Raw genomic sequence first — 25,372 nt, 5'->3', positions numbered from 1 at the left:
GAATGTCTACGATTTTACAAACAATTGTTGCGACTAAGGTTGAACATATTGAACAGCTGAAAGTTCGATACCCTGAAGAACAATTACAACCAAAAATTTCACTTAAAAGCTTATATGACACCCTAAAAGAAGAACCAACCGGTTTTATTTTTGAGTGTAAAAAAGCAAGTCCTTCTAAAGGTTTGATCCGTGAAGATTTTCACCTTGGAGAAATCTGTAGCATTTACCGTCGTTACGCCAGCGCAATTTCTGTACTTACCGATGAGCAGTTTTTTCAAGGCAGCTTTGAAAACTTAGCCATAGTGAGAAAGCTGGTTAACCAACCTATTTTATGCAAAGACTTTATTGTTGACGGTTATCAAATTAAATTGGCCGCTCATCATGGCGCAGATGCAATTTTATTAATGCTATCGGTTTTAGGTGATGAGCAATACCAAGCTCTAGCTACCATTGCCAAACAATATCAACTGGATATTTTAACGGAAGTCTCTAATGAAGAGGAGCTTCAACGCGCAATTAACTTAGATGCTGCAATCATTGGTATCAATAACCGCAACCTTCGTGATCTTTCTACTGATTTAGATACAACGCGTAAACTTGCTCCTCTAATCGGTAAAGACAAAATCATTGTCAGTGAGTCAGGCATTTACACCAATCAGCAAGTGAAACAACTCGCTCCTTTAGTTAATGGATTTTTAGTTGGAAGTTCATTGATGGCTGAAGGTGATTTAGACCTTGCTTGTCGTCAACTCGTTTATGGCAATAACAAAGTCTGTGGGATAACTCGCATCGAAGACAGTTCAGCTGCAGCCAACGCTGGTGCGACTCACATCGGATTCATATTTACCCCAAAATCTCCTCGTTACGTTTCACCAGAGACTGCGGCGAGTATTACAGAACATCATCGCCATGCTCAGAGAGGGCTCAATTTTGTAGGTGTGTTTGTTGACCAAAGCATTGATGATATCGTCTCTCTAAGCCACAGGCTTGGTTTACACTCTGTTCAGCTTCACGGCAAGGAATCAACTGATTTTATTCAGCAGCTTAAAGCTCGTTTTACCATTTCAGGATTATCGACAAAAGTCACCAAAGCCGTTGCAGTTGATGAAAATAATCAAGTCCATTTTGTAGTGAACAATTCGGATAGACTGTTGTTAGACACCAAAAGCCAAGATCAATTTGGCGGTACAGGCGATGCGTTTGATTGGACCATGCCAATTGATAGTAAATCCAGTACTTGGTTGGCGGGGGGACTTTCGCCTAAAAACGCCACCGAAGCAATGAATCAAGGATTTTACGGATTAGATTTTAACTCTGGTTTAGAAGCATCCGCAGGGATCAAAGATGCAGAAAAGATCCAACAAGTGTTTACCCTATTAAGAAACTATTAAGGCATAAATCACCATGACGACATTTAAATTAAATCCTTATTTCAGTGAGTTTGGTGGTGCATTCGTTCCCCAAACCCTAATGCCTGCCCTGCAGAAATTAGAGCAAGCGTTTATTGATGCCCAGTCTGACCCAGAGTTTCAACAAGAGTTTCTTTCATTACTCAAGGATTACGCTGGACGACCAACAGCACTAACCTTAACCCGTAACTTTAGCCCCAACCCTAAAGTCAAAATTTATCTAAAACGAGAAGACTTACTTCATGGTGGCGCTCACAAAACTAATCAGGTATTAGGTCAAGCATTACTGGCTAAGCGCATGGGTAAAAAAGAAATCATTGCCGAAACAGGAGCTGGGCAACATGGCGTTGCAACAGCTTTGGCTTGCGCTTTATTAGGCTTAAAATGCAAAGTATATATGGGTGCCAAAGATGTTGAGCGTCAATCGCCTAACGTATTTCGTATGAAATTAATGGGAGCTGAAGTTATCCCTGTAACCGCTGGTGCTGCAACCTTAAAAGATGCCTGTAACGAAGCCATGCGCGACTGGACGGGTAACTATGATAAGGCTCACTATTTACTTGGTACAGCGGCTGGCCCTCATCCTTATCCAACTATCGTTCGTGAATTTCAAAAGATGATTGGAGAGGAAGCCAAACAACAAATATTAGAAAAAGAAGGCAAATTACCTGATGCTGTCATTGCATGTGTTGGTGGTGGTTCTAATGCTATTGGGCTCTTTGCTGATTTTATCGAAGAACAAAGCGTAGCATTAATTGGCGTTGAACCAGCTGGCAAAGGCATTGATACGCCAATGCATGGTGCGCCTTTGGTTCATGGAAGAACGGGAATATTCTTTGGTATGAAATCTCCGCTAATGCAAAATGAACATGGTCAAGTTGAAGAATCTTATTCGGTTTCCGCAGGGCTAGACTTTCCATCAGTGGGGCCTCAACATGCTGAGCTACATGCATCTGGTCGTGGCACTTATGTGTCGGCTACCGATGACGAAGCTTTAAAAGCATTCCAATTATTAGCAAAATCAGAAGGTATTATTCCCGCGCTAGAATCATCACATGCTTTAGCTTATGCCTATAAAATGGCACAGCAAGCGACAGAGGATACCTTACTGGTTGTGAACTTATCAGGCCGAGGAGATAAAGATATCTTTTCTGTATCAAAACTTCTTGAAAATCAAACATCAATCCTTGAGGAATAACACATGAGCCAAACTCGATACCAAAAAGTCTTTGAGGATTTAAAAGCGAAACAACAAGGTGCCTTCGTTCCTTTTGTCACCATAGGCGATCCGAATTTAGAACAGTCATATAAGATCATTCAAACTCTAATTGAATCTGGTGCTGATGCGCTTGAGCTTGGGCTACCCTTTTCTGATCCACTCGCTGATGGGCCAGTCATTCAAGCCGCGAACATTCGCGCTTTAAACTCTGATGTCACCCCCACAGCTTGTTTTGAGCTGCTTGCAAAAGTAAGGAAAAATTACCCAGACACTCCTGTCGGCTTATTAACCTATGCAAATTTGGTCTATAGCAATGGTATTGAGAACTTTTATACCAACTGCCAACAAGCTGGAGTTGATTCAGTGTTAATCGCCGATGTACCCGTTGAAGAATCTGCAGAGTTTAGAGAGATTGCCAAAGCTCATGATATTGCACCAATTTTTATAGCACCGCCAAATGCTAATGATGATTTACTCAAACAAGTCAGTGAAATAGGTGACGGTTATACTTATTTATTATCTCGTGCTGGTGTAACAGGCACCGAAACTAAAGCTGGAATGCCAGTTGAACATATTCTAGCGAGCTTAAAACAGTATAATGCTCCACCAGCTATTTTAGGTTTTGGTATTTCAACACCAGAGCAAGTAGCCCAAGCAATTCGCTCTGGTGCAGCGGGGGCAATTTCAGGATCGGCTGTGGTCAAAATCATTGAGGCTAATTTAGCCGATAACGAAAGTATGCTAAAAGAGCTGAGTCAGTTCATCAGCTCAATGAAAGCGGCAACTATTAATCTTGATTAATAAATGATTTAATTTTAGAAACAACAAGCTAAGCTGATTCCTCTTCACAATTTGATGGAGGGATTGGCTTGAAATCTATCTTAGTTCCCATATTTCTAGCAATTTACTGCCCATTAGTTGCTGCGCAAAACGCTCAAGTGGACACTTTTGCCGAACCCATGATGAGTTACAATCCACTTAAAGATATTAGTGTTTATGATATCAATCAGCATACCAACCTAAACCCTAGCTTTGATGGCCGCATGTATCATTTTAACTATCCAGTGGGACAGCAACTAGATTTACTTTTTACACATAAAGGCTATAAAACCACTCAATCAGGAACCTTTACTGTTCCCTCTAAGGGATTTACAGGCGAACATAACAATATTTCATGGCAAGCCATCCCTTCTTTCCTCTGGTTTTTAGTCAAAAACATCGTTGAATTAGATACCTCAACCCAAATGAACAATAGTGATTGCCAAGTCATTGCAACAGTAACCGCATACGATCGTACACTTGATGATGATCCGCAAGGAGAACCTAACGCTACAGTAAATCTGCAAAATGTGAAAACCGGAGAAACTGGAGTTGGCTTCGATAAGACTTATTACTTCGGTATCCTTGGTGGAAAAACACTGCCTATTCCTGGGCTTAAGGAAACCACGGCAGACGGAGGCGTCATTTTTATGAATGTTCAACCCGGACAGTATAAAATTATCGCAGAAAAAGCAGGTGTTCAATTCAGTCAACCTGAATTTAATTGCGACCCAACAATATGGAAAGCAGAAGGTAAAAATGAACTTGACGTCATTAACCTCAGTCCCCCTCAAGGACCTATTGTTCTGAAGTGATTTATCTAACAGCAAATGATAGACTTTGCGCCATTTGCTGTTTATTGCTTTTTAATCCATGACTGAAATCACTACTTTAAGCCAATTTTTAACTACCGCTAAAACTCAATTTCAAATCTATGACTTAGGTCGACGTGTCCAACATATCGACATGATGGCGTTTCATCAAATTGAGTCTCTTAAAACACCTTATCCATACCCAATTCAAGGTCATGCGCAATTTGCGGTAGTCTTTTGGAATGAAGATAAACAGCCTTATATTTGGTTTATCAAGCTAGCATTAGACGAGCGAGGACTATTTGTTCCTGCTGCACGTTCTCAATTTATTCAAATGATTTTAGAAGCACTTGGACGCGATCCAACTCAGCCGTTAACAGAGCAACAGCAACAAGCTTTGGCTAATAACCCATTCAGCTTTAAGCCAAGTCAAGAAAAGCTAGCCGTTTTCAATGCACTTGTAAGAAAACAGCTAGGTTTACCCGCTTCATCTCAATATGAATCAGCAATTCAATATTTATCTGGACAAATGCTGAAAGAAAACTGGCAATACATAGGTCTACAAGGAATAGCCGATGTGTGTGTTAGAGCGAAACAACTGGATCATGAGCAACATATCCTAAATGGATTACAAAACAGTGCCATTGAAGTACAAGGGGCTCTTTGCCAAAGCCTGGAACATATGGAAATATCAGATGATATTGCAAAGCCAATTTATGAAGCCTTTGTAAATTCATTTGAAGATTTAACACTGCCCCAATTAAGGGCTTTAGCAGGTAATAAAGCTTACTCACAAAAAGCGGTTATGCACTTGATAAAACAAAGAAAGCTTAGCCTTGATACCATTCTTATTACTATCGCAGCTCGTAATTGGAATGTGTTAACAGACGATAAAATCCGTTTAGCCTACTTAGAAGCGTTGGCATTACAATCACAAGCCTTTTTCAATCAGGTTTTTGCCGATTTAGTTGCCATTCCTGTATTACGAAATGCTATGCTGGGCGAATTAAGAAACCCCAAACGTAGCCCAACCCTGTCAAAAGCTGTTGGTGGTTTATTTGCTGCAACACATTAAGGACTAAATAATAATGACTGATTTACTGCTGATTTTAGCCATTTTCTTAATTGCCGCTTTTTTTTGGCAACTGCGGCAAATGGCAGAGAACAGCCGTTTATTTGCAGAGCGTGAAGCCGCTAAACAAAACGTTCAATTAATCGCTGTAGCCATGTCATCAGCCCGTCCATCATTAGGTGGGAATACAGGATTTTGCTGGAAAGCAAACTTTATTCTCGAATTCAGCACCGATGGCATAGATCAGCATAGAGCCAATTTCACCATGCTACATAACCGAGTTTTATCTGTAGATTGGCCTGTTTTTCCGGAACCCGAATGGGAACAAGCCCCAACAAACCGCGGAAAAATTGGTAGTTGTAGTTTGAGAAGATAACCTAATACCATTCACATCAATTATCGACATACAAAACTGTCGTTACTATGTTTAACTGTGTTTTGAGGGAAGCGTTAGCAAAGGAAATACAAAGCGCAATGACGAATCATAGCAGTAACTATGGTGAGGAATTGCAACGATGTAGTTACAAAGCTAAGGCCTAATCCAAGACGTAGCTAATTGGTACGAACGGTATCATATAACGCACTTTCTTTTTGTTGACGACATTGGTAACGTATTGTTTGCCAATAACAAAATAAAAGGAAATGTGCGTTATGCGGTACTTTCTTATCAGCCTTTTTTTAATCAGTTTGTCAGTGGTTGCTGATACAACCAAATCTACACCACCTAAGTCTAAATATTCTAATGGTTCAGGAGTTGAAATTTCACAACTATCCCCACTGCAACATCAAAAGCTAGAACTTCTCGGTCAAGTTTGGGGCTTTTTAAAGTATTACCACCCTAAATCTGCAAGCGGAGAATTAAATTGGGATCACCAATTATTTGAAGTGTTACCTGATTATTTAAAAGCTTCAAATCAAATCCAAGCAGAACAAGTTTTATCAAACTGGGTAACAAAATTAGGTAAAGTCGATTTATGTACTAGCTGTCAGCCAACTAAAAGTGACTCAAAACTTAAACCCGACCATTTCTGGTTAAACAATATCAAATCAAAAAAATTAGTTCAGCAACTTGAATACATCTACAAAAATCGCTACCAAGGCAAGCATCATTATGTGGCTTATGAAAACTCTCCAGCGCCAACGTTTACTAATGAAAAGGCATATAAAGATATGGCGTATCCAGATATTGGTCATCGACTATTAAGCCTTTATCGATACTGGAATATCGTGCATTACTTCTTCCCATATAAATATTTGACCGATACCAACTGGCAAGAAGTTCTGAGTAAGCACTTACCAAACTTTATTCTTGCAGAAAATGAATTGGCATATGAGTTAGCTGTAACTAAGTTACTTGAAGAAGCTGATGATAGTCATGTCGTACTTTGGGGAAAGAATGCAATCTTTTCTCAAAACAAATATCAAGCTCCCTACATAGCTAGATGGGTCGAAAACCAACTTATTGTTAGCAGTCTGATTCCTTTACTAAAAAAGCCTAATTATCACTATCAACTAGAAGTTGGTGATGTTATCACCGAGTTCAATGGAGTTCCTATAAACGAAGTGATAAGACAAAAAACAAGCTTGATTGCTGCTTCTAACTTTAAAGGAAAAATGCTTCGGCTGGGTTATCAGCTTTTCGTTGATTCAAAAAAATTAACCTCCATAACCGTTATCAGAAAAAGCAATAGCTTATCATTTCAGCTAAACAATCTTCCCCCGAAGAATATCGATTTCAATAAAGTTGACGTACCTAAAATTGCTGGTTCACATTCTAAGTTGCAAGGTAATGTTGGTTATATCAGCATTGGTCAACTGGCAATAAATGATGTCGATTCTGCTATGAGCGAGTTATTCGACACAAATGGGATCATTATCGATTTAAGACAATACCCTAAAGAGCCTACATTGCATGCATTAGGTAAGTACTTTGTTAATAAACCCATTGAATTTGTCTCAGCGACCGGAGCTAAATTAGACAATCCAGGCGAAATTGAAACTAAGGATAAACTCAAAGTTAATCCAGGCAATAGCTTATACCAAAAACCTTTAGTCGTTTTAATTAATGAACAAAGCCAGAGCCAACCTGAATTTATCGCCATGGCGTTACAAAAAGGTGTAAACACTACACTCGTTGGTAGTAACTCAGCTGGAGCTGATGGCGATATGACATTCTTTTATCTACCCGGAGGTTTAAAAACAAGCTTTTCAGGTGTCGGTATTTACTACCCTAACGGCGAAGAAACTCAACGTATCGGTATTATTCCAGATGTTAGAGTTGAACCAACGATTGAAGGCATCAAACAAGGGAAAGATGAATTATTGGATGCGGCGATCGCTTTGATTAAAGAAAAGAATCATTCCAGTCTATAAAAAACAACAAAAAGAAAGGGCGTAATCTAGGATTACGCCCTTTTGTTCTCCGTTAAGCCTTCCAGCTATTGTTGTGCTCCCTGCACCATCCATGCGTCTAAGTTGCGTCCTTGCGATACCACATCCTTGACCCATCCATGAATCCTTGTACTTGCGTACTATCCTTTTCCTTGGTTATCCCTTGACCAAGCATGCTCCATCCTGAGCGTGTCCAGATTCATCCTTGAGTAAAGTCAATCCGTGACTTACATTCAATACTTCACTGTAATCAACTGTCCTTGTAATTGAAATTCCTTGTTGTTCATCCTTGCGGTTAACATTTCCTTGTTAACTGCTTCCATGCCAACATTCCATTACATTCTTGATTGACAGCTTCCGTACTGAAGCAACTTCAATTAAACTATAGAACATAAATTTAATTCTGCTCCTTAGAATTAAAATTTTTCTATATAAAAGCTACTCTAATTCCTATTTCAGCTCCTTTGACGCAACATGGAAATCCATTTCTTTATCTTTTCTGGAATCAATTCTAAGGAATTTAACCATTCGAAACAGGCTAAAAACTCAGCATTAACATTGTAATAATTATGTTTTTATTTTGATTCCAACTACAAATTAACATAAGCAATTGAAACTATTCACTTTTAATTTGTAGTGAAATCTGAGGGGTATTTGGAGAGGTAAGTAAATCTCTAGCGAATCCTACAACCATGTAAGATATATCTCACATGGCGTGCAGACTTTTCCAATCAAGGCGTTTGAAGCCTTGATCAAATTCCGATCAGGTTGGTCTGTGAAACAGTAAATCACCTTCAACATTGCTGATTTTAATTGAAGCCAATTGATCAAAGCCATTGTTAATAAAAAGCTCATAATGCGCTTCTTGAGTCACAAATACACCTACGCCATCGACATCAGGTTGCTCATCACACCAACTAATGACTGCTTGAACTAAAGTACGTCCAAAGCCTTTATTTTGCTCATTGGGAGCTACAGCAATAAACTGTAAGATACCGCAGTGTTTATTAGGAAGATGTTGTATTAAATGCGACTCTTTATTCATGATTGCTTGAGTTGAGCCCCATCCTGCGCCCAAAAGCATCTTGAGCTTCCAATCCCAAACCCTATCCTCACCTAATGGAACATTTTGGGTCATCACACACGCGACGCCAATCATACGCTTTCCTTCAAAGAAACCTATCAAAGCTTGCTCTTGCTTCCATAAGGTATGCAATTCTTCACGAATGGCTGCTCTAAGTCTTTCTTGGTAGGTTACTTCGTTACCTGTACCTAAGGCCTCAAGAAAAAAAGGATCATCATAATAGGCGTTATATAAAATAGAGGCGGCAATGCGGAGATCTTCGGCTGTTAGGTAAACAGCACGGCACTTTTCTATCACTTGAGTATCCATTCTACGAGTCTCGATAAAGTGTATGGTGATATCAATGTATCAAGTTAATAGAAAAGTGCAAATTTCATGCAAACAAAGAAAAGGCTTATTAATAAAATTTAACTGGTTATCAAAAAGATGAACTGTTACAAGTTGTTACATTCAGTTACCTAATTTAAAGCCATGTCAGCGACCCATTTAATTCCAATTGAAGCACGAAATGCGCTTAGAAAATTTAACCTAGAGTTTTCTGAATTTGACAGAGCAAAGCCACTATACGTAGAGCCTACATTTATTACGAATGGAAACAGGTACCGCGTAGATATTTGCTGTTCTGAAGATACATTGAGTGTGCATCACCAAGTTTCCGCATTTCATGGCCGAAGAAGTCGAGCAGCTTTAAAAGAGTCAGATACGGATTGTGAATTATCAACGCCTTTTAATCCCGAGAATATGTCATGCCGAATTTTAACTTATGTTGTCTCTTCCCCACTGCCGATACAAGCTGCAACGAATTATATAATCAGTATGCCAAAAGAGTCTGTGAGAGAAGTATTAAAACATATGCCCTTATCACGGCAGAAAGAGTTTTTTAAAAAAATTCTGATAATTTTTGCTGACTCTAGACAATGCTACGGAACAGCTTTTACTTTCAAAGAGCTTATGTGCCTTACTAATGAAGTCCACAATAGTTCAGTGGCACTAGCTCATGCTTGTTGTCAACTTTCTGAAGATGAAATGCATTGTATTACGCAATTACATAATTCAGAAATAAAGAGATTACACAGTAAAGTACCTTTACAATCACTCATTAAACTTGCCAAATCAGATTGCACACAAGAATTAAGAGATCGCTACTTACATTCGATTGCAGATAAATTACTGACACAATTTAGAGTTGATAGCGGTGTATATCTTGATGTTTCTGTAAGAACTTACAGAGAGCTTCAAGAAAATTTAACTCACGATGAATTAATGAGCTTTTTGTATATCTGTCATTCTAGGCCCCCACTTAGTATCGATCACATTTTAAAAACCAGCGATCTAGTAGAGGCTTTTGATAGAGATAGAACAGGCTCAACGCGAAGTGATGTATTTTTAGCACTTTGTGAAAGCGCAACACCGCAGGTTTTGTCTGAGTTTTATTTAAGCCTGCCTCACCATAATCAATTATCAGTATTTTCAGCTATTAATCAAAGTTGCAAGCTATATATTTTAGAAGTTTTAATTACTCGATTTTCAGAAAATAGAATAGATTCTGAACAGGTATTAGATACTCTTAAGCTCATAGAGCCTGATAAATTTCATGCCGTATTTAGACTTTTGAGCAAACCTGCAGTTGAAACACTTATAACAGAACCTGCTTTCAATAATTTTGTCGAGGATAATCTACAGAATCACCTCTCAAAGTTAATCATTACAGATCTAGAGTTCGGCAACAACGGCATATTTAAATATGTTCAATCCTTATTCCTACAATTACCCGTTGAAGAGCAAAAACAGTGTGTTCATGCAAGTTTAGCAACAATAGGCTTAGTAGAATATGAACGTTTGAATATTATTAAGTTTCTATTCAAAAGCTTAGATAAGCCTTATCTAGCATTTAACGATTTAGCGGCCTTGGCAAGACTTCATAATTTATTTAATGAAGCAGAAAAAAGACAAATACTATCTCAATTCTCATTTACTGAGATTTTAGAGTATTGCGATGCACTTGTTAATTGTTTTGGTTGTCAGGCAAATAGCCAACTTATCGAAATCTATGCACTCTTACCGAACGAAGTTCAAGCTCGAGTCCACAAACATTGCCTACAACTTTGTCAAGACAGAACAAATCATTGGTACTATCAAGCAAAACTATATAAATTAAACCTTCCCTATTTAATTAATCAAATAAAGACAAACCAATTACCTTACCAGTCAATTCCAACTGAATGTTCAAGTTATGTTTGTGAACAATTAGAGGAACAAAACGACATAGCTACATTAACAATTTTTCTAATTAATATGGCTGAACAAGATATTTCGAATCTAAAGAAAGTAAGCAAAAAAACAACAACTCAAGTTCTAACTCGCTGCCCGAAACACCTAAATACAAGACTCATTAAGCTCATTGAACGATATTTAGTTCATGCTCATTGGTTCGATGATCATTTATTAATTCCACTTCGCGAAATTTCTCAAAAGAGATTTAATGCCATTATTTTACAGTTTTCTATAGGTTCCTTAGTAAAATTAGCGGAATTAGATAAAAGGCTAGGATGCAAACTACTAGCGTTTTTCATTCAACAGGATTTGCAAGTATTTTCAAAGGTTTGTAGTCAACTAAGTGATTCTAATTTTACATCTGTTTTAGAAAAATCCTCAAATGAAGTTAAATTTTCAATGTGTCTTCATTCATCACCAAGCCGTGTAGCTGAATATGTTTGTTCTTATACTTTTAACCATGAGCAATATCATCAATGGTTTTATAAGTTACCTAACAAGCATTTGCAGCGAACAATACGATGTATACCGAGTTGGAAAATTAGCTCTTATTTAATGATAATTGGACCTACTTATTTATTACAAGAAAGTTGCAACACCATAAGCCACCTGACTTTTGAGCAAAAATGTGCAGCAATTGAAACATCCCAAGTTTCAAACTCCGTAAAATTAGCCATCTTCTACACCTTAACAAAACAGCAAAAACTACAGGCGGTTCTTAACTCTCAGCATCGTTATTTATTTGATGAACAGGATAATGTTTTCATTGATGATGACTTAGAATCCGAAGTAGACCCAATGGATGAAAGCGAGTCTATATCTGAAGGATCAGAACAAAGTGGAATGACTAACTCTACGGATGAAGATGATTCATTATCACTCCCTTCTGTAAGCACTGAAGTTCAAAGTACCTGTAGCGATGACTCTGAAATGGATAACCCCCTAAGTGCACACGCTACAATTCCTCAATTAAACACTAAGTGGCAGTCAGGTTGTGAAACCCTTATTGAAATGATGCTTCATTTACCTGTATCAGACCAATCCGAATTATTAAGTCAGTGGTTTAAACAGTCCATATATGATCAAAATGATGCAGCAAGAATTGCCATCTCATTCTTATTTAGCCGTTTAAATACCCCACACAAAATAAAGCTACTCTCCCAATGTGATCATGAAAGCATGATGCGCTTTTTTAGACTGCCACCAGAAAAAACCAGAGTAGTAACGAATGCACTAGATACCTCTTTAGAAAAATTAGAAAGATCACGGTCAATGTTAGCCATTAGAGACAATATTGGAGGTTTCATCTCTCGACTTAAACAACTTTGTCGATAAAGCTAGAATGGAAACCCGCACAATAAAGCATGCGCGGGTATAGATTTGATTCAAAATCTAGAATTTCGCAAGTTGATACGCCTTGTCACCCCAGCCCACTACTTGGCCATTTTTGATCACAATCGGTGTACATTCATCTTTAGTAGTAATCGAATCTGAACTCACATGTTGAGTACGGTAGAATAAAACCTGAATCTCATGCTTTGTGCCATTTTCTTTTTCGAGGTACGCCTCGTTTATATCTGGGCTTCCCATTAAGTCAATCACTTGCTGATAGTTCATACCCATTTTTAACTGAGCAATATGCATTCGGTTTTCTTTTTGTCTTTTTTGCCAACTCGATATGTAACTGCTGTGCTCACCATCTCCCCCAATGCTTACAACACAACCAGACAACATAGATACGCTTAAAACAGCTGCAACTAACATTTTTATTTTCATCTTTAACTTCCTTTGTGTTAAGTTCATTATCTTTCACACAAGCTTTAAAGCACAAAGCAAGCCAAATTTATTACACCTTGATTTAAATAGATTTTTACAGTTGCCTCTTATTTTATATCAAAGATTACAATCCAGTTATTAGTAAAAAGCACTAACTTATGAGCGAAATTAACCAAGTTCTTCAATTTGCCAAACGCCTACACACATCAGGGAAAAAACCTACCACCGCGCTACTAAAAGCAAAGTTAGGAAAAACAATCCCAATGCCTTTGATCTTAAAAGGGCTACAGCAGTTTAATTCTCTCTCTGAGCAAGAAATTAGAGAATTGGTTAATGATGAAAGCACTGTTGTAAAGGCAAAAACAGAGTTGAGCCTATCCCTTGAGGAGCAAGTAAAAGTACTCCAGCAACAAGTTGGTCAATTACAATCTCAGCAATCCTTGTTATTAAACCGTATCGAACAGTTAGAAAAGCAGTAGTAATGTACGTTATTGAATTAAGATTTGAGTGTTTTGACAACACCACCATAAGTATTGCCGAAAAGGCAATTAACAACTACCTAGAAGCCCTTCGAGCCAATGGACAAGTACTGGGCAGGGAATTTGCTGTAGCCTTCAACGAAGGTGAATTTAGGTGTCGTTTATTGGTGCCTGAAAAATCCAGCCTTAGCCAAAGACACAATAGCCCATGGGTAAAAGATGCCTTAGAAGGACTTACTGAAGCCAAGATTCTCGCACCTAGAGAAAAATTTATCGGTCAAGATATTAATTCTGAAACCTCAACCACAGAAATACCAAGCTGGCAGCTTCTGTATACCAGCTATGTTCATATGTGTTCACCATTAAGAAGCGGTGATACATTGCAACCGATTCCTCTATATCAAATTCCATCCACCTTTAATGGCGATCACAAACAAGTGATCCGCTGGCAAACTGAATGGCAGGCTTGCGATGAAATCCAAATGGCAGCGGCAACTAAAGCCGAATTTGCTTCAGCCTATGAAATCGGTGATGTTGACAGTGATTTATGTCGTAGAGGTTGGGGAATAAGAGGACGAATTGAATACTTAACTAAAATACCCACTTACTACTATTTGTATCGAGTTGGCGGCACTAGTTTGAAAGAAGAGAAGAATCGCCCTTGCCCACGATGTGGTAGCCATGACTGGAAACTTGATGAACCATTACTTGATATGTTTCATTTCCGTTGTGAAAAATGTCGAATCGTTTCGAATATTTCTTGGGATTTTTTATAACTCTATATAATGGTTCTATGGAGATAAAAGGTACTTATTACCATAGAACCACAGAAAGCTCTTTATGCTTTTCCTCTCAGATTATTCCACATACGCTTGAAGCTGGAAAATATGCCTGGATGCTCAACATATTCCTCTTCACTTTGTGGCTTTTCAGGTGGCGTCACTCTGGGACTAATATTTTCCAGTAACTCACTAATTGAATCAGCCAGCTTTTGTGTAGGCACTTCACCAGGAACCTCTAGCCAAACACTACCATCATCGTTATTCACAGTGATCATTTGGTCGCCTTCTTCAATTACCCCAATAAACCAAGTTAGTGGCTGCTTGAGCTTTTGCTTCATCATTAAATGACCAATGGTATTTTGCTGTAGAAGCTCAAAATCACTTTGATTCCAAGGCTGTATTAACTCTCCATGTCCCCACTTTGAATCAAAAAATAAATGACCAGAAAACCAACCGCCATAGAACTTATTAATATCACGATGTAATGATATCGATAATGCAGATTCGACATTCGAGAAGTCAGCACCTTGCTCACGTTTAAATGGCTTCCACTGAACTACTGTTTCCAGTTCACCATTATAATCGCCGATAATACAATCGGATTTTTCCCCCATTGGATAAAAGCGCGGTGACTCTGATAACTTTTGCTGATAACAAGTGAGATATTGATTATAAAATTCTTCTAAAGCAGTGAGGCAAGACACTTAAGTACAATCCAAAATTCAGTATAATGTCGCTCTATTTTGACACGGAAATTGTATTGATGACACAAAATCACGATCCCTACAGCGAAGCAAAAGAATTAAAAGGGTTAACGTTAGGCAAATCAGCCCAATATGAAGCTATATATAACCCTGAAGTTCTTCAAGCCGTACCGCGTAAACTAAATAGGGATGCTATCGAACTATCTAACGAATTACCTTTCCATGGTGTGGATGTTTGGACTGGCTACGAGCTTTCTTGGCTCAATGCCAAAGGTAAGCCTATGGTTGCGATTGCGGAATTTTATGTTGACTATCAATCTGAAAACTTAATCGAATCTAAATCATTTAAGTTGTATTTAAACACATTTAATTTAACTCGTTTCGATTCTGTTGATGATGTTGCAAATGCACTAACTCAAGATTTATCAGAGTGTGCGCAAGGTAAAGTAGAAGTAAAGATTATTGAGCCGAAACAATTTGGGCATCAACGCATCACCGAGCTTCCTGGTACTTGTATTGACGATTTAGATATTGAAGTAGACGACTATCAATTTAATCCTGAATATCTGATTGATAGTACTGATGAAAATCAATTAGTTGCAGAAACCTTAAATTCTAACCTTTTAAAATCAAATTGCTTAATCACTACTCAGCCTGACTGGGGCAGTTTGATGATCCGTTATCAAGGTCCGAAGATTAATCGTGAAAAGCTACTGCGTTACTTGATTTCTTTTAGAGAGCACAACGAATTTCACGAACAATGTGTCGAACGTATTTTTATGGATTTAAAACGTTATTGTAATTGTACCAAACTTACTGTATTTGCACGCTATACTCGTCGTGGTGGACTGGATATCAATCCTTACCGCAGCGATTTTGAAAACTTAAATGATAATGTACGTTTAGCTCGTCAGTAGTATATAAACCACTAAATTACTTAGCGGCATTATAGACCGTATTTATTTTAATGCCGCTATCTAAACATCATGCCATTCCTTAGGGGAAGGAATTATCACGTAAATCATCACCATTAAAATAAAAGCAGAAAATGTATAAGCTTTCATTTGTGCATTTTCAGTACTCGCCCACATCTGAAACCATTCACTACCAATGACAGCAAAACAAAAATACCAAATAAAGATTGCTAAAGTAGCACCTAGAAGGAATACTCCCTGCCCTTTTATAAAAGTAACTTTATTTTCTTTAGCTCCTTTGAACATAAAAAATACGCCTAAAGAGATAACTAAACCTGCAAGGATTTCAGATAAAATAATGAACCAATAAGCGGCTATTATTAAACCGTGATCACTAATGGCTCTATCGAACAATTGCGTTCCAGAAAACCAAGGTTCCATAGAATCCATCGATAAAACATGAACAATAAATTGATAATTGGTATTGAAATCAACAACATTGTTATAACCAACGATTAAACAAAACACTCCGACAAATCCAGAGGTTAAAGCTTTTGAAAATCGATGAACCGATGTAATACCCATTAAGCAATTCCTATTTAAATATCAATCTTAATGCATTAGGTCACTGTACAAATGCACACCTCGCTGCACTCTATCCATTACTTCAGCAGCAAAAGTGCTCGCTACATTTCTCTCAAATATCTCAAGTACATAATAGGAATGAACAAAATCTACTAATAGTTCGTAATTGACACGATCAGAAAGTGTTACTCCACGCCCCTCTAAATACCTTTGCAAAATACGTGCATCGATTGCCGGTTTTGAGCTCTCACTACTACCCTGTATATCGGTTAAACAATACGGCTCTCTTATTAACCAAGAGGCTAATGCTTTGGTTTTTGGGTTGGCGTTTTCCATGAAAAAAAGGGCTTCATTTCTGGCCCGGGTTAGGTCGTTGTAGGGTAATTTATCTCCCCGTGCTATCGTAGCGTATAGAGTATTATCTCTGTCATCTGGTGTATCAACTCCGAAGCGACCAAACAAAATTTTAGCATCTGCTTTTCTATTTCTTGCTTCTGTAAGTTGGTCTTGCCTTTGTTTCTCAGCAAGAGCCTCTTTTTGTCGAAGTCGTTCTTGAGCTTCTTTCTCTTTTCTCAGCGTCTCTTTTTTTCTTTCACCTTCAGCTCGTTGTAACTCTCTTTGTTTGAGTCTTTCCACTCTTTCCTCTTCTTTTTTTCTGGCCTTTTCCTTTTGCTCCATCTTTAATCTCTCAGCTTTCTCCTCTTTAGCCACTCCATCTTCAAAGCGCTTTCTGTTTCTCTCTTGTTGTCCATGAAATACCTCTCCCAACTTAGTGTTATCAAAGTCTTCGGCTGTACCTAATTTTTCAAAGACCGTTTCATCAAGTACTTCAAAGCCATCTTCTTCAACACCTTCTACATCAACATCCAAAGAAAGAGGGCTTTGAGAGACAGCATCTTGCTTCAATTTCGGTTCATCAATAGAAACTGTAGTTGTTGTAACTTGTGTATCGTGGCCTGTATTAACAGGGTTCGATTGCGGCTCTTCAGCTGGACTAGTAACTGATTCAGCACGACTAACCTCCTCGGGATCAGTTAAAAGTGAAGAACCACCATGAAATGCTTGTAATGGATTCGAGAATGGAGAATTGGCTGGATAAGTTGCTACCCTATAATCATCTAAGCATTTTAAAAAGTCATCTGTACCCAGATCATCGCATGCACTTTTAGGCTCACCCGTAGCTTTATGTTCAACAAATGAACTACTGGATTGAAGCTCATCTGCACCTTTTGGCTGAGTTTGTGTATCAGGATCATTAAATAACTCTTTCAAAGCTAGTGCTACTTGAGAACCAACTACCTCATCAATTTTGTGTTCATTCAGAGTCGCAGCAGCTGATGTACTTGTTAATTCTTCTTCTCTTGACGCTTGTTGTGTAGGAGCCGTATCAGAGCTTGCTGGACCAGTTAACTTCCCACCCATTATGTTTTCCTAGTTAAAAACCATAACTAAAGTTTAGATAAAGACATTGAAAATTCACGGAATTTGATTGATCAGCTTTAAAACAAATTTAAATTTTTGCTCATTTAAGATTAATTCTATGGGGGTTATATTCTTGAATTATGACTGAATTACTAGTGCGAATAATGGAGGCATAAAAAACAAAGGTTAGTAAAACTCTATAAATTTCCCATAAAAAAGCTGCTTGTCGTATGAAACAAGCAGCTTTTTATTTTAAATGTACGTTATAGAAATCGTACACATAACAAATTACATGCGTTCAAATCGCTGTCTAATCATACCTGCGGCAAGGATCAAGAAGATAGCTAAGAACAACCACTTATCGTTTGATTCAACTTCTTCCGCTTTTTCAACTTGCTCAAGTTTTTGACCTGTCACTTGTTGAGTTGCTGCTTGAGAAGCCGCATTTGCATTTGGAGCAGCTTGTCCCGGAGCCAGTGGTGCTAAACCAAAACCTGCATTTTGCTCTTGCACGTATTCGGTAAACTTCTCGTTGTCCGTAACTACGTCATGCTTATTAGCAAGTTCGGTATAGGTTTCAAGCATCTTCTTCAAAGTTTCGGCATCTGGCGTCCAGTAGCCTTTACGTGTTGCTTCCAGCATACGCTCAATGATTTGCGCTAATGCTTCCGCGTTGTGCTCTTCAAAGAACTTCTTCATTTCCATTTGATATTTATCATCAACGTAAACTTCGAAGAATTCTTGCCAGTGATCATCACGTACCGCTTCTGGTGTCATCACTTCCCAACCCCACATGTTGTTCATGCGATCCAGAATAGCGGTAGCACCTGCGTAACCAGAATCTTGCATCGCTTTGATCCAACGAGGGTGGAAATAACGGCTGCGCATTTCTTGGTTCATAAACTCCTGCATAGTTTGTGCTTTTTCTTTCCCTTTTTTACGAAGGTTAGACACATACATTTCAGGTGTTTTGCCATCAAGATGACGAACCGCTAAACCTAAACCACCAAAGTATTGGAATGGATCGTCATTGGTCATTAAGGCATATAGGTTTGTCGAACGTGAGAAAATAGCCGCATCAGTACCAGAAAGTACTTTGGCATACAGCTCATCACCACCAACATTTTCACTCCAACGTTTTTCGTCTTTACCAAAGGCAAAGCCCATTCGACGAAGGTATAAATCAGCCAGTTTGCTGTCGTCTTCCCATGTGTCAGATGCCAAGCTTGCGCCCGCTAAACCTGTACCATAGTTACCCGTCTCATTAGAGAAAATACGAACTGACGATAGATAATCAGCGTCTTCTTCAGTTTTTCCAGACTTCAAAAGCTCTTGCTTAAGCGCATTAGCATGACGATAAACGAAGTTATTTTCTTCCTTCATCTTCGCCACTTTATCAATGGCTTCAGCCAACCACAGCATGACGTTAGGAAACGCATCACGATACAAGCCTGTCGCTGAAATTACCACGTCAATACGTGGGCGACCTAAGTCTTTGTATTCGATGACTTCAGTGCCACTGATGTTTCCTTGACGATCCCACTTAGGCTTTAAACCTAACGCATGTAGAATTTGCGCTTCTAATGCACCGTGATGGCGCATGGTTTCTAGTGACCACAAAGAAAAAGCTAGCTTCTTAGGATAACGACCATGCTTAGCGTGATAATCTTTAATGGTTTGTTCCATCAGTTTCACGCCAGCTTCATACGCTTCTTTTGAAGGCACTTTGGCAGGATTAAAACCAATGAGGTTACGACCTGTTGGCGCTACTTCTGGGTTACGAATTGGATCATTACCATAGCTAACAGGAATGTAATCTGCATCTAACGCTTTCAGTAGATTTTTCACTTCAGCAATTTTGTGGAAGTTATCCCAATACTTGGTTGCTTTTTCTAGACCTTTTGTCAGTTCAGAATCTTCGGAGATATCTGCTAGCTTTTCACCAGATAAGTGCTTTTTAAGCAGCTGGAAGCCGCCGAGTGCTTCAAGCTTAACCACTTCCCTTTCATCTTTGCTTTCAGTTTCAGGAATAGCTAAACCGTGCTCTTTTTCATAAGCTGTTGCTTCAACGACAAACTCATCACCAATCATTTGTAGCATGGTTGAATAAAGATGAGCGTCTTCTGGTAATAAACCAAAGATATGAACACCCAATGGCTGGCTCATTTCAGAAAGCTGAGTGAGGTGATCTTGAATTTTCGCTACGTGTGTGTCGAAATTGGTCTTCAGGTCTTGCTCAGTTAACTCAAGATCATTAAGCATGTTTAGTTCAACAGCTTGCTTAATGATGGCATCTTGAGTGTTTTCTTTGGTTTGACCTTCTGTTAGCAACACATAGTTACCAAGAAGCTCATTCAGTTTTGCCATTTCAGTGTATAAACCTGCTTTAGCAAAACCCGGCGTTAAGTGACTGATCATGGTCGCACGACCACGACGTTTTGCCTGCATCGCTTCACCAACATTGTCGATAATGTATGGGTAGAATACTGGCAAGTTTCCAACAGCAAGAGATGGCGCATCAAACACAGATAAGCCACGCTCTTTACCCGTTAACCACTCTTGTGAACCGTGAGTACCTAAATGGATATAAGCGTTAGCACCAAATTGCAAACGAGTGTAGAGGTAAATCGCTAAATAACTGTGATTAATTGGGTTCTTAGTATCGTGATATAGGTTTGCATGTTCTTTGGCATCACTACCGCGTACACCTTGCGGAAGAACAATCAAGTTACCCAGATTCATTCTTGGAATAACAAATGCCTTGCTGCCGTTGTGGTCAGTGAGCATTTCGTTCTCTTCTACTTTACCCCAGCGGTCGACAATCGGCTGGCGCACATCTTCAGGAAGTGCATTAAACCATTCAAGATATTTCTCGATTGGTAGGTAATCTGCTAATCCCTTCTCGATTAGCTGGCTTGCATCTTCTTGACGATAATAAGGACGAAGCAACAGACCTGCATTTTCAATCAGCCATTTGCTATCTTTAACATCAACGTTATAGCCTTTAGCTTTCATGCCTTTGGCAATTTGCTCGATTGAACCCGGCACATCTAAGAAAGCCGCACCGATATTCTTCTCTCCCGGAGGATAGTTCCAAATAAAGGTCGCCACTTTTTTATCTTTGTTGGCAAGGTGAGCCAATTTGGCATGATTGATGGCGCGCTCAACTAAAGCATCAAGTTGATGCTCCATAATGACTTTTTTGCCATTTTCCGTTGCGGTAATCACGATTGGATCTGTACTACCCGTATCTTCTGGCATAACTAAGAAGAAAGGCGTTAACGATGCAGAAACACCAGCATGGTCTTCTTTATATTGCGCTTCATCACCTTCGCCATAGTTCAATGCATGTAAAACTGGTACACCAATTTGTTCAAATTCGGCACGACGCTTAGCCACATAGTGAAGTGAACGATGATTGATCATTAAATCGATCCAAGCACCGTTTTCATTCGTAAGTAGTTCAGGGTAAGTTAAGCTTTCATCATTTCCTTCAAAGAAAAAAGCAAACGCTTTAGCACCTTTAGCTTCAAGACGTTTGATTAGAGCATCAACCACATGTTGTTGCTCGTAATCAATGCGAGAACGATGAATCGCAATCGCAATTTTGCTTTGACCTTTTGCAGGATTTAACCACTGGATAAATTCGTTTTTGTCGCTAGTCATGATTTTTGGAAAATCAGGGTGGTATAAACCAACGTTAGGAACAGCTCTAACCTTTCCAGCTTTTTCCTCACTTAACTTAAATACTTTATTACTCAGATAAAGCATAAAGTTACGATAGTTATCACGACCTGCATTTTTGTAATAATCACCAAGCTGTTTTTTATCTTTTTTAGAAAGACCTTGGTTCATCTTGGCATTATGTAAATCGCCTAATGACAAAACAGCTACTTTAGGGAACTGCTTTAAATGACCTTGGTACTTTTTAAATAAAAAGCTGGATAATGCAGGGTTGATCCCATCAAGTAAGATCAAATCACTTTCTTTCCAAGACTGAGCAATTTGCTCTTCGCTTTTGCCTTTAGTTTTAAATTCTTCCAGCTCAAAAGGTTGATCTTTTGCAAGCTCAATCAATAAATCAGCCTTGGCTTTTGAGCCATGACCTGACATAAAAAGTTTAACTTTAGGTTTTGACGTAGATGCTTCAGCAAGGGGAGAAGTCATCATACTCAACATAGAAAAAAGCACTGTGAAAAGTGCTGTTGCTATTCTCATTTTAATTTTGTCTCCTGAGATTTAGCTTTTGCTCCATCTTGTCCTTCTGGAACATAAACAAAACTGCCATCAGCCATCTTGTAAGCAACACCAGCGCGAGCGCCCTCACCTGTACCGATTGCACCTGTTGATTTATATTGCTTAATCTCTTTTCCTTCTTTAACAATCACTTCCATATTTGGCTTGCCAGCATTTTTAACCACAGTGACACTGTCTTCAGAGAACACGTTCAAAGGGTTTTGCGCAATCGCAATAAGAAGCGCAGCGATGATCACCAAAAATACGTCGATCAAGTTCACCGCACTTACGATTGGGTTTAGCTCTTCATCTTCGTTTAAGAACTTCATTAGGCATCGCCTTTAAGCTTTCGAATATTAATCAACTCATCTGCAAACCAACGTTTCTTTACTGATGCAGGCCAAAAGGTCAGAGTTGAAATCACCAAGCCCCAAATTACCGCAGCAAAAGCAACGATTAGGTTTTCACTAATACCTTGGATATTTCCGTCAGATAGCGCTTTCAAAGCAGGCCCCATTGGGATCATCGTGGCGATAAGACCAAGCATCGGTGCAATACGAGTCACGATACGAAGAGTTTCAAGCTTTTTAAGTGCAACCACTTCTAGTTCATCTTCACTTGCAGTTGGATTTTGAATGTAATAATTGTGAATGGTATATCCTTTTACCTTTTTACCTTCTTTATTTCTCAATTGAGAAAGGTAATCCGTCATTCCTTGCTTACGCGTTAAATACTGAGAAATAAAATGCCCAAGTGCATAAAAGGCATAAATAAACAGGACAAAAATGGCGATTAAAACTGGTGCCATAAGGATTTCTGACACATTCGCCATTAGGCTTTCGATTGATTGGATATTCACGTTTTCCATCTCTACTACATTTTGGTGGCGCAAATTTAACGTAATCCGACCACTTAATCAATAATTTTAATGATAATAGTTATCATTTGTGTTGATCTTAACGTTTTTTTAAGTATTATACCCGCCATTGACATTATTAACCCTCATTGAAGGATTTTTAACATGCTTAAAACAGCACCAACACTTACAGCAATTGCCATTGCAACTGCTTTATTCGTGCCAGCACAAGCACAAGAAGCTGAAACAAAAGCGGCTGAAGAACTAGAAGTAATGGTTGTCAGTGGTACTCGTACCGAAAAGGCACTTAAAGATGTGAGTGGTAGCATTTCTGTTGTTACTGCAGATGATATTGAAAAACAAGTGATCACTGATATGAGTCAGTTGTTCCAATATGATCCAAGCATTACCGTAACTGGCAGTGAGGGACAAGCTCAAAACATTATCGTTCGAGGTATGGGTGGCGATCGTGTTCTTATGATCAAAGACGGCATGCGTATGAACGAAGGTTATGGCGCAGACGGTCTTAACGATATTGTTGGTCGTGGATTTATTGATACTGACACCATTAAGCAAGTTGAGGTTGCAAAAGGCTCATACTCTTCTTTATACGGCTCTGATGCCTTAGGTGGCGTAGTGGTTTTCACCACTAAAGACGCAAGTGATTTTGTTAGCGAAGGGGAAACTTTTGGCGGCAAAGCAAGTGTTGGTTACACAAGTAACAGTAAACAAAAAAATGCATCAGTAGTATTAGCTCATCAAGCTGGTGACTTCCAACACTTCATCAATGTGGTAAAACGTGATGGTGAAGAGTCGCAAAACTATGACGAGACGAAAAAGCCTTTAGACATTAAATCTCAAAGCATTTTCTATAAAGCAAAATATAACTTTAACCACCATAATTCGTTAACTTTCACTGCTGATATCTGGGATCAAGATGTCAAAGATCAGACTGCTGATGGCTTGTTAGGTCCATTCCGTACCCTTGCAAAACTTGGTTATAAAATTGTTGATGAAAACGGGAAAACAGATCAAAGCACACAGGCGTTCCAATTACGCTTTATGTCTCATGCGACCGCTTTCTACGATCACCTAAGTGTTAATTTGTATTCACACAATACCAAACAAAAAGACACTGATTACGGCAAGCTAGACATTAAAGCTTCTCTCGGTCCAATTAAGGTCGATGAAATCCGTGATATGTGGCGCTATGGTAACTATGAGCAACAAACCTTTGGATTACTGGCTCATGCAAACTTAGCATTAGCAAATTGGAGCACGCTGGGTTACGGCATAGACTTTGAAACCACCGAAAGCACTCGAACGGTACGTGATTATCGTGAGTATCAAGTCCGTAGCGGTAAACCAAAACCAAATACAGATACAACAGAAAACAAGTTCCCTAAGACTGATACCACTCGTTTAGGGCTATTTGTAAACAATGAGATTCGATTACTTGACGAAAAGCTGATTTTGACACCAAGCTTACGTTTCGACCATTATGATATGGATCCGAACGGTGCTTTAAAAGCTGATAAAAAAACAGCATTTAAGAGCATTAAAGATAACAACTTATCACTTAACTTCGGCTCGTTATACAAAATAACTGATGATATCTCAGTATATGCACAATATGGACAAGGCTTTAAAGTTCCAGCCTACGATCTAGCTTATATTGAGCATGACAATAGCCGCTTTGGTTACAAGGTTGAACCTAGTGAAGACCTTAACCCAGAAAAAAGTGACACTTACGAAATTGGTATCAAAGGCTCTGCAGGCGATTTAGCATTTAAAGCTGCCGCTTACTACAACAAATATGATGACTTCATCGCCTCTCGCTTAGATCGCATTGAAAAAGTCACAGTAAGGGGTGTTACTAGAGACATTCGTGTTAATAAATACATTAACATTGACTCAGTAACCATTAAAGGCGCAGAAGTTGGCTTAACTTACTACTTAAACGACGATTTAAACATCTTTGCTAATGCTGCTTATATGGATGGAAAAGACGACAATACCAAAGAGTATATCGATTCTATCAACCCACTAAGCGGAAACGCCGGGGTTAACTATGAGTTTGGTGATTTCAGTTCAACACTTGTTATGAAGTGGGCCAAAAGTATGACAAAGGTCAGAAAAGAAACGGCTAAAACGGCTGGTTATGCCACGTTTGATTTGCAAGCAAGCTATAAGATTACTGAAGCACTAGCTATTAAAGTAAATGCGAAAAACTTGCTAGACAAAGAATACGTAAAATACAGCAGAGTGAAAGGTCATAAGGCTAACTCTGATTTGTCTTTCAATACCTCTCCGAGTAGAAACTTTAACGTAAACTTAAGCTATAAGTTCTAAGTGAACTTTCTAAGTCAATTTAGGTCAAACTGCAGGCTATGGTTTGTCATAGTCTGCAGTTTTTATTTTTAAAGCCTACCAGTTATCACCAACACATGATTTTGTTGATCAATTATCAAGCACTTTATTCCTCTTTAATTAGTCATATCAAACCGATTTACTTTTGCCATACATAAGAGATTTTTA

20 protein-coding genes are annotated in these 25,372 nt (G+C 38.7%); 12 read left to right on the top strand and 8 right to left on the bottom strand.

Annotated features, from left to right (window positions below; genetic code table 11):
• Positions 1–2 precede the first annotated feature (2 nt).
• The 7 genes from trpCF to E2H97_RS07100 all read left to right on the top strand — a co-directional run bounded on the left by trpCF (position 3) and on the right by E2H97_RS07100 (position 7,704).
• Positions 3–1,391, top strand: coding sequence for a bifunctional indole-3-glycerol-phosphate synthase TrpC/phosphoribosylanthranilate isomerase TrpF (gene trpCF / locus E2H97_RS07130; RefSeq protein ID WP_133406506.1), 1,389 nt, complete (start codon positions 3–5; stop codon positions 1,389–1,391).
• 13 nt (positions 1,392–1,404) lie between these two features.
• Positions 1,405–2,607 (top strand): tryptophan synthase subunit beta, encoded by a 1,203-nt coding sequence (gene trpB / locus E2H97_RS07125; RefSeq protein ID WP_133406505.1) that lies wholly within the window; start codon positions 1,405–1,407, stop codon positions 2,605–2,607.
• A gap of 3 nt (positions 2,608–2,610) precedes the next feature.
• Complete coding sequence (trpA, locus tag E2H97_RS07120) at positions 2,611–3,429, top strand: tryptophan synthase subunit alpha (RefSeq protein ID WP_133406504.1); 819 nt, start codon at positions 2,611–2,613, stop codon at positions 3,427–3,429.
• A gap of 68 nt (positions 3,430–3,497) precedes the next feature.
• The gene (locus E2H97_RS07115; RefSeq protein ID WP_133406503.1) at positions 3,498–4,262 is read left to right on the top strand and encodes a carboxypeptidase-like regulatory domain-containing protein; all 765 of its coding nucleotides are present in this window, start codon (positions 3,498–3,500) and stop codon (positions 4,260–4,262) included.
• 58 nt (positions 4,263–4,320) lie between these two features.
• Complete coding sequence (locus E2H97_RS07110; RefSeq protein ID WP_133406502.1) at positions 4,321–5,334, top strand: DUF3549 family protein; 1,014 nt, start codon at positions 4,321–4,323, stop codon at positions 5,332–5,334.
• Positions 5,335–5,344: 10 nt separating this feature from the next.
• Positions 5,345–5,707, top strand: a complete 363-nt coding sequence (locus E2H97_RS07105) for a DUF3301 domain-containing protein (protein WP_133406501.1) — start codon at positions 5,345–5,347, stop codon at positions 5,705–5,707.
• Positions 5,708–5,982: 275 nt separating this feature from the next.
• Positions 5,983–7,704 carry a S41 family peptidase gene (locus tag E2H97_RS07100; protein WP_170308258.1) on the top strand — a complete coding sequence of 574 codons (1,722 nt, stop codon included), beginning with the start codon at positions 5,983–5,985 and terminating at the stop codon, positions 7,702–7,704.
• Between the two features lie 781 nt (positions 7,705–8,485).
• Here E2H97_RS07100 and E2H97_RS07095 read toward each other — a convergent pair.
• Positions 8,486–9,115 (bottom strand): GNAT family N-acetyltransferase, encoded by a 630-nt coding sequence (locus E2H97_RS07095; RefSeq protein WP_133406499.1) that lies wholly within the window; start codon positions 9,113–9,115, stop codon positions 8,486–8,488.
• 162 nt (positions 9,116–9,277) lie between these two features.
• Between E2H97_RS07095 and E2H97_RS07090 the strand changes: the two genes are divergently transcribed.
• The gene (locus E2H97_RS07090) at positions 9,278–12,415 is read left to right on the top strand and encodes a hypothetical protein (RefSeq protein WP_133406498.1); all 3,138 of its coding nucleotides are present in this window, start codon (positions 9,278–9,280) and stop codon (positions 12,413–12,415) included.
• A gap of 57 nt (positions 12,416–12,472) precedes the next feature.
• Here E2H97_RS07090 and E2H97_RS07085 read toward each other — a convergent pair whose 3' ends face one another.
• Positions 12,473–12,856 (bottom strand): DUF3192 domain-containing protein, encoded by a 384-nt coding sequence (locus E2H97_RS07085; RefSeq protein WP_133406497.1) that lies wholly within the window; start codon positions 12,854–12,856, stop codon positions 12,473–12,475.
• A gap of 158 nt (positions 12,857–13,014) precedes the next feature.
• Here E2H97_RS07085 and E2H97_RS07080 point away from each other — a divergent pair, with 158 nt between their 5' ends.
• Positions 13,015–13,335 (top strand): hypothetical protein, encoded by a 321-nt coding sequence (locus E2H97_RS07080; RefSeq protein WP_133406496.1) that lies wholly within the window; start codon positions 13,015–13,017, stop codon positions 13,333–13,335.
• A 2-nt stretch (positions 13,336–13,337) separates the two neighbouring features.
• Positions 13,338–14,111, top strand: coding sequence for a Zn-ribbon-containing protein (locus E2H97_RS07075; protein ID WP_133406495.1), 774 nt, complete (start codon positions 13,338–13,340; stop codon positions 14,109–14,111).
• Between the two features lie 62 nt (positions 14,112–14,173).
• Here E2H97_RS07075 and syd read toward each other — a convergent pair whose 3' ends face one another.
• Entirely contained in the window at positions 14,174–14,821 is a 648-nt protein-coding gene (syd, locus tag E2H97_RS07070) for a SecY-interacting protein (RefSeq protein ID WP_133406494.1), read from the bottom strand.
• A 59-nt stretch (positions 14,822–14,880) separates the two neighbouring features.
• Between syd and queF the strand changes: the two genes are divergently transcribed.
• Positions 14,881–15,738 carry an NADPH-dependent 7-cyano-7-deazaguanine reductase QueF gene (gene queF, locus E2H97_RS07065; RefSeq protein ID WP_133406493.1) on the top strand — a complete coding sequence of 286 codons (858 nt, stop codon included), beginning with the start codon at positions 14,881–14,883 and terminating at the stop codon, positions 15,736–15,738.
• Between the two features lie 60 nt (positions 15,739–15,798).
• Here the strand turns inward: queF and E2H97_RS07060 are convergent, their stop codons facing one another.
• The 5 genes from E2H97_RS07060 to E2H97_RS07040 all read right to left on the bottom strand — a co-directional run bounded on the left by E2H97_RS07060 (position 15,799) and on the right by E2H97_RS07040 (position 22,786).
• On the bottom strand, positions 15,799–16,320 hold the full coding sequence (locus E2H97_RS07060) for a DUF2165 family protein (protein WP_133406492.1): 522 nt from the start codon (positions 16,318–16,320) through the stop codon (positions 15,799–15,801).
• Between the two features lie 27 nt (positions 16,321–16,347).
• Positions 16,348–17,742 carry a hypothetical protein gene (locus tag E2H97_RS07055; protein WP_133406491.1) on the bottom strand — a complete coding sequence of 465 codons (1,395 nt, stop codon included), beginning with the start codon at positions 17,740–17,742 and terminating at the stop codon, positions 16,348–16,350.
• A 288-nt stretch (positions 17,743–18,030) separates the two neighbouring features.
• Complete coding sequence (gene cobN / locus E2H97_RS07050) at positions 18,031–21,960, bottom strand: cobaltochelatase subunit CobN (protein ID WP_133406490.1); 3,930 nt, start codon at positions 21,958–21,960, stop codon at positions 18,031–18,033.
• Positions 21,957–22,307 (bottom strand): DUF2149 domain-containing protein, encoded by a 351-nt coding sequence (locus E2H97_RS07045; protein WP_133406489.1) that lies wholly within the window; start codon positions 22,305–22,307, stop codon positions 21,957–21,959. The genes cobN and E2H97_RS07045 overlap by 4 nt, the downstream gene beginning before the upstream one ends.
• Positions 22,307–22,786: a MotA/TolQ/ExbB proton channel family protein gene (locus tag E2H97_RS07040; RefSeq protein ID WP_246029066.1), complete on the bottom strand. Its 480-nt coding sequence runs from the start codon at positions 22,784–22,786 to the stop codon at positions 22,307–22,309. The genes E2H97_RS07045 and E2H97_RS07040 overlap by 1 nt, the downstream gene beginning before the upstream one ends.
• Before the next feature lie 213 nt (positions 22,787–22,999).
• Between E2H97_RS07040 and E2H97_RS07035 the strand changes: the two genes are divergently transcribed.
• Positions 23,000–25,186 (top strand): TonB-dependent hemoglobin/transferrin/lactoferrin family receptor, encoded by a 2,187-nt coding sequence (locus tag E2H97_RS07035; RefSeq protein ID WP_133406487.1) that lies wholly within the window; start codon positions 23,000–23,002, stop codon positions 25,184–25,186.
• Positions 25,187–25,372: the final 186 nt, after the last annotated feature.

This window comes from Parashewanella tropica (assembly GCF_004358445.1).
Taxonomy (GTDB): domain Bacteria; phylum Pseudomonadota; class Gammaproteobacteria; order Enterobacterales; family Shewanellaceae; genus Parashewanella; species Parashewanella tropica.
The sequence above is the reverse complement of the archived record's forward strand: the minus strand, read 5'-3'. Positions and strand labels throughout refer to the sequence as shown.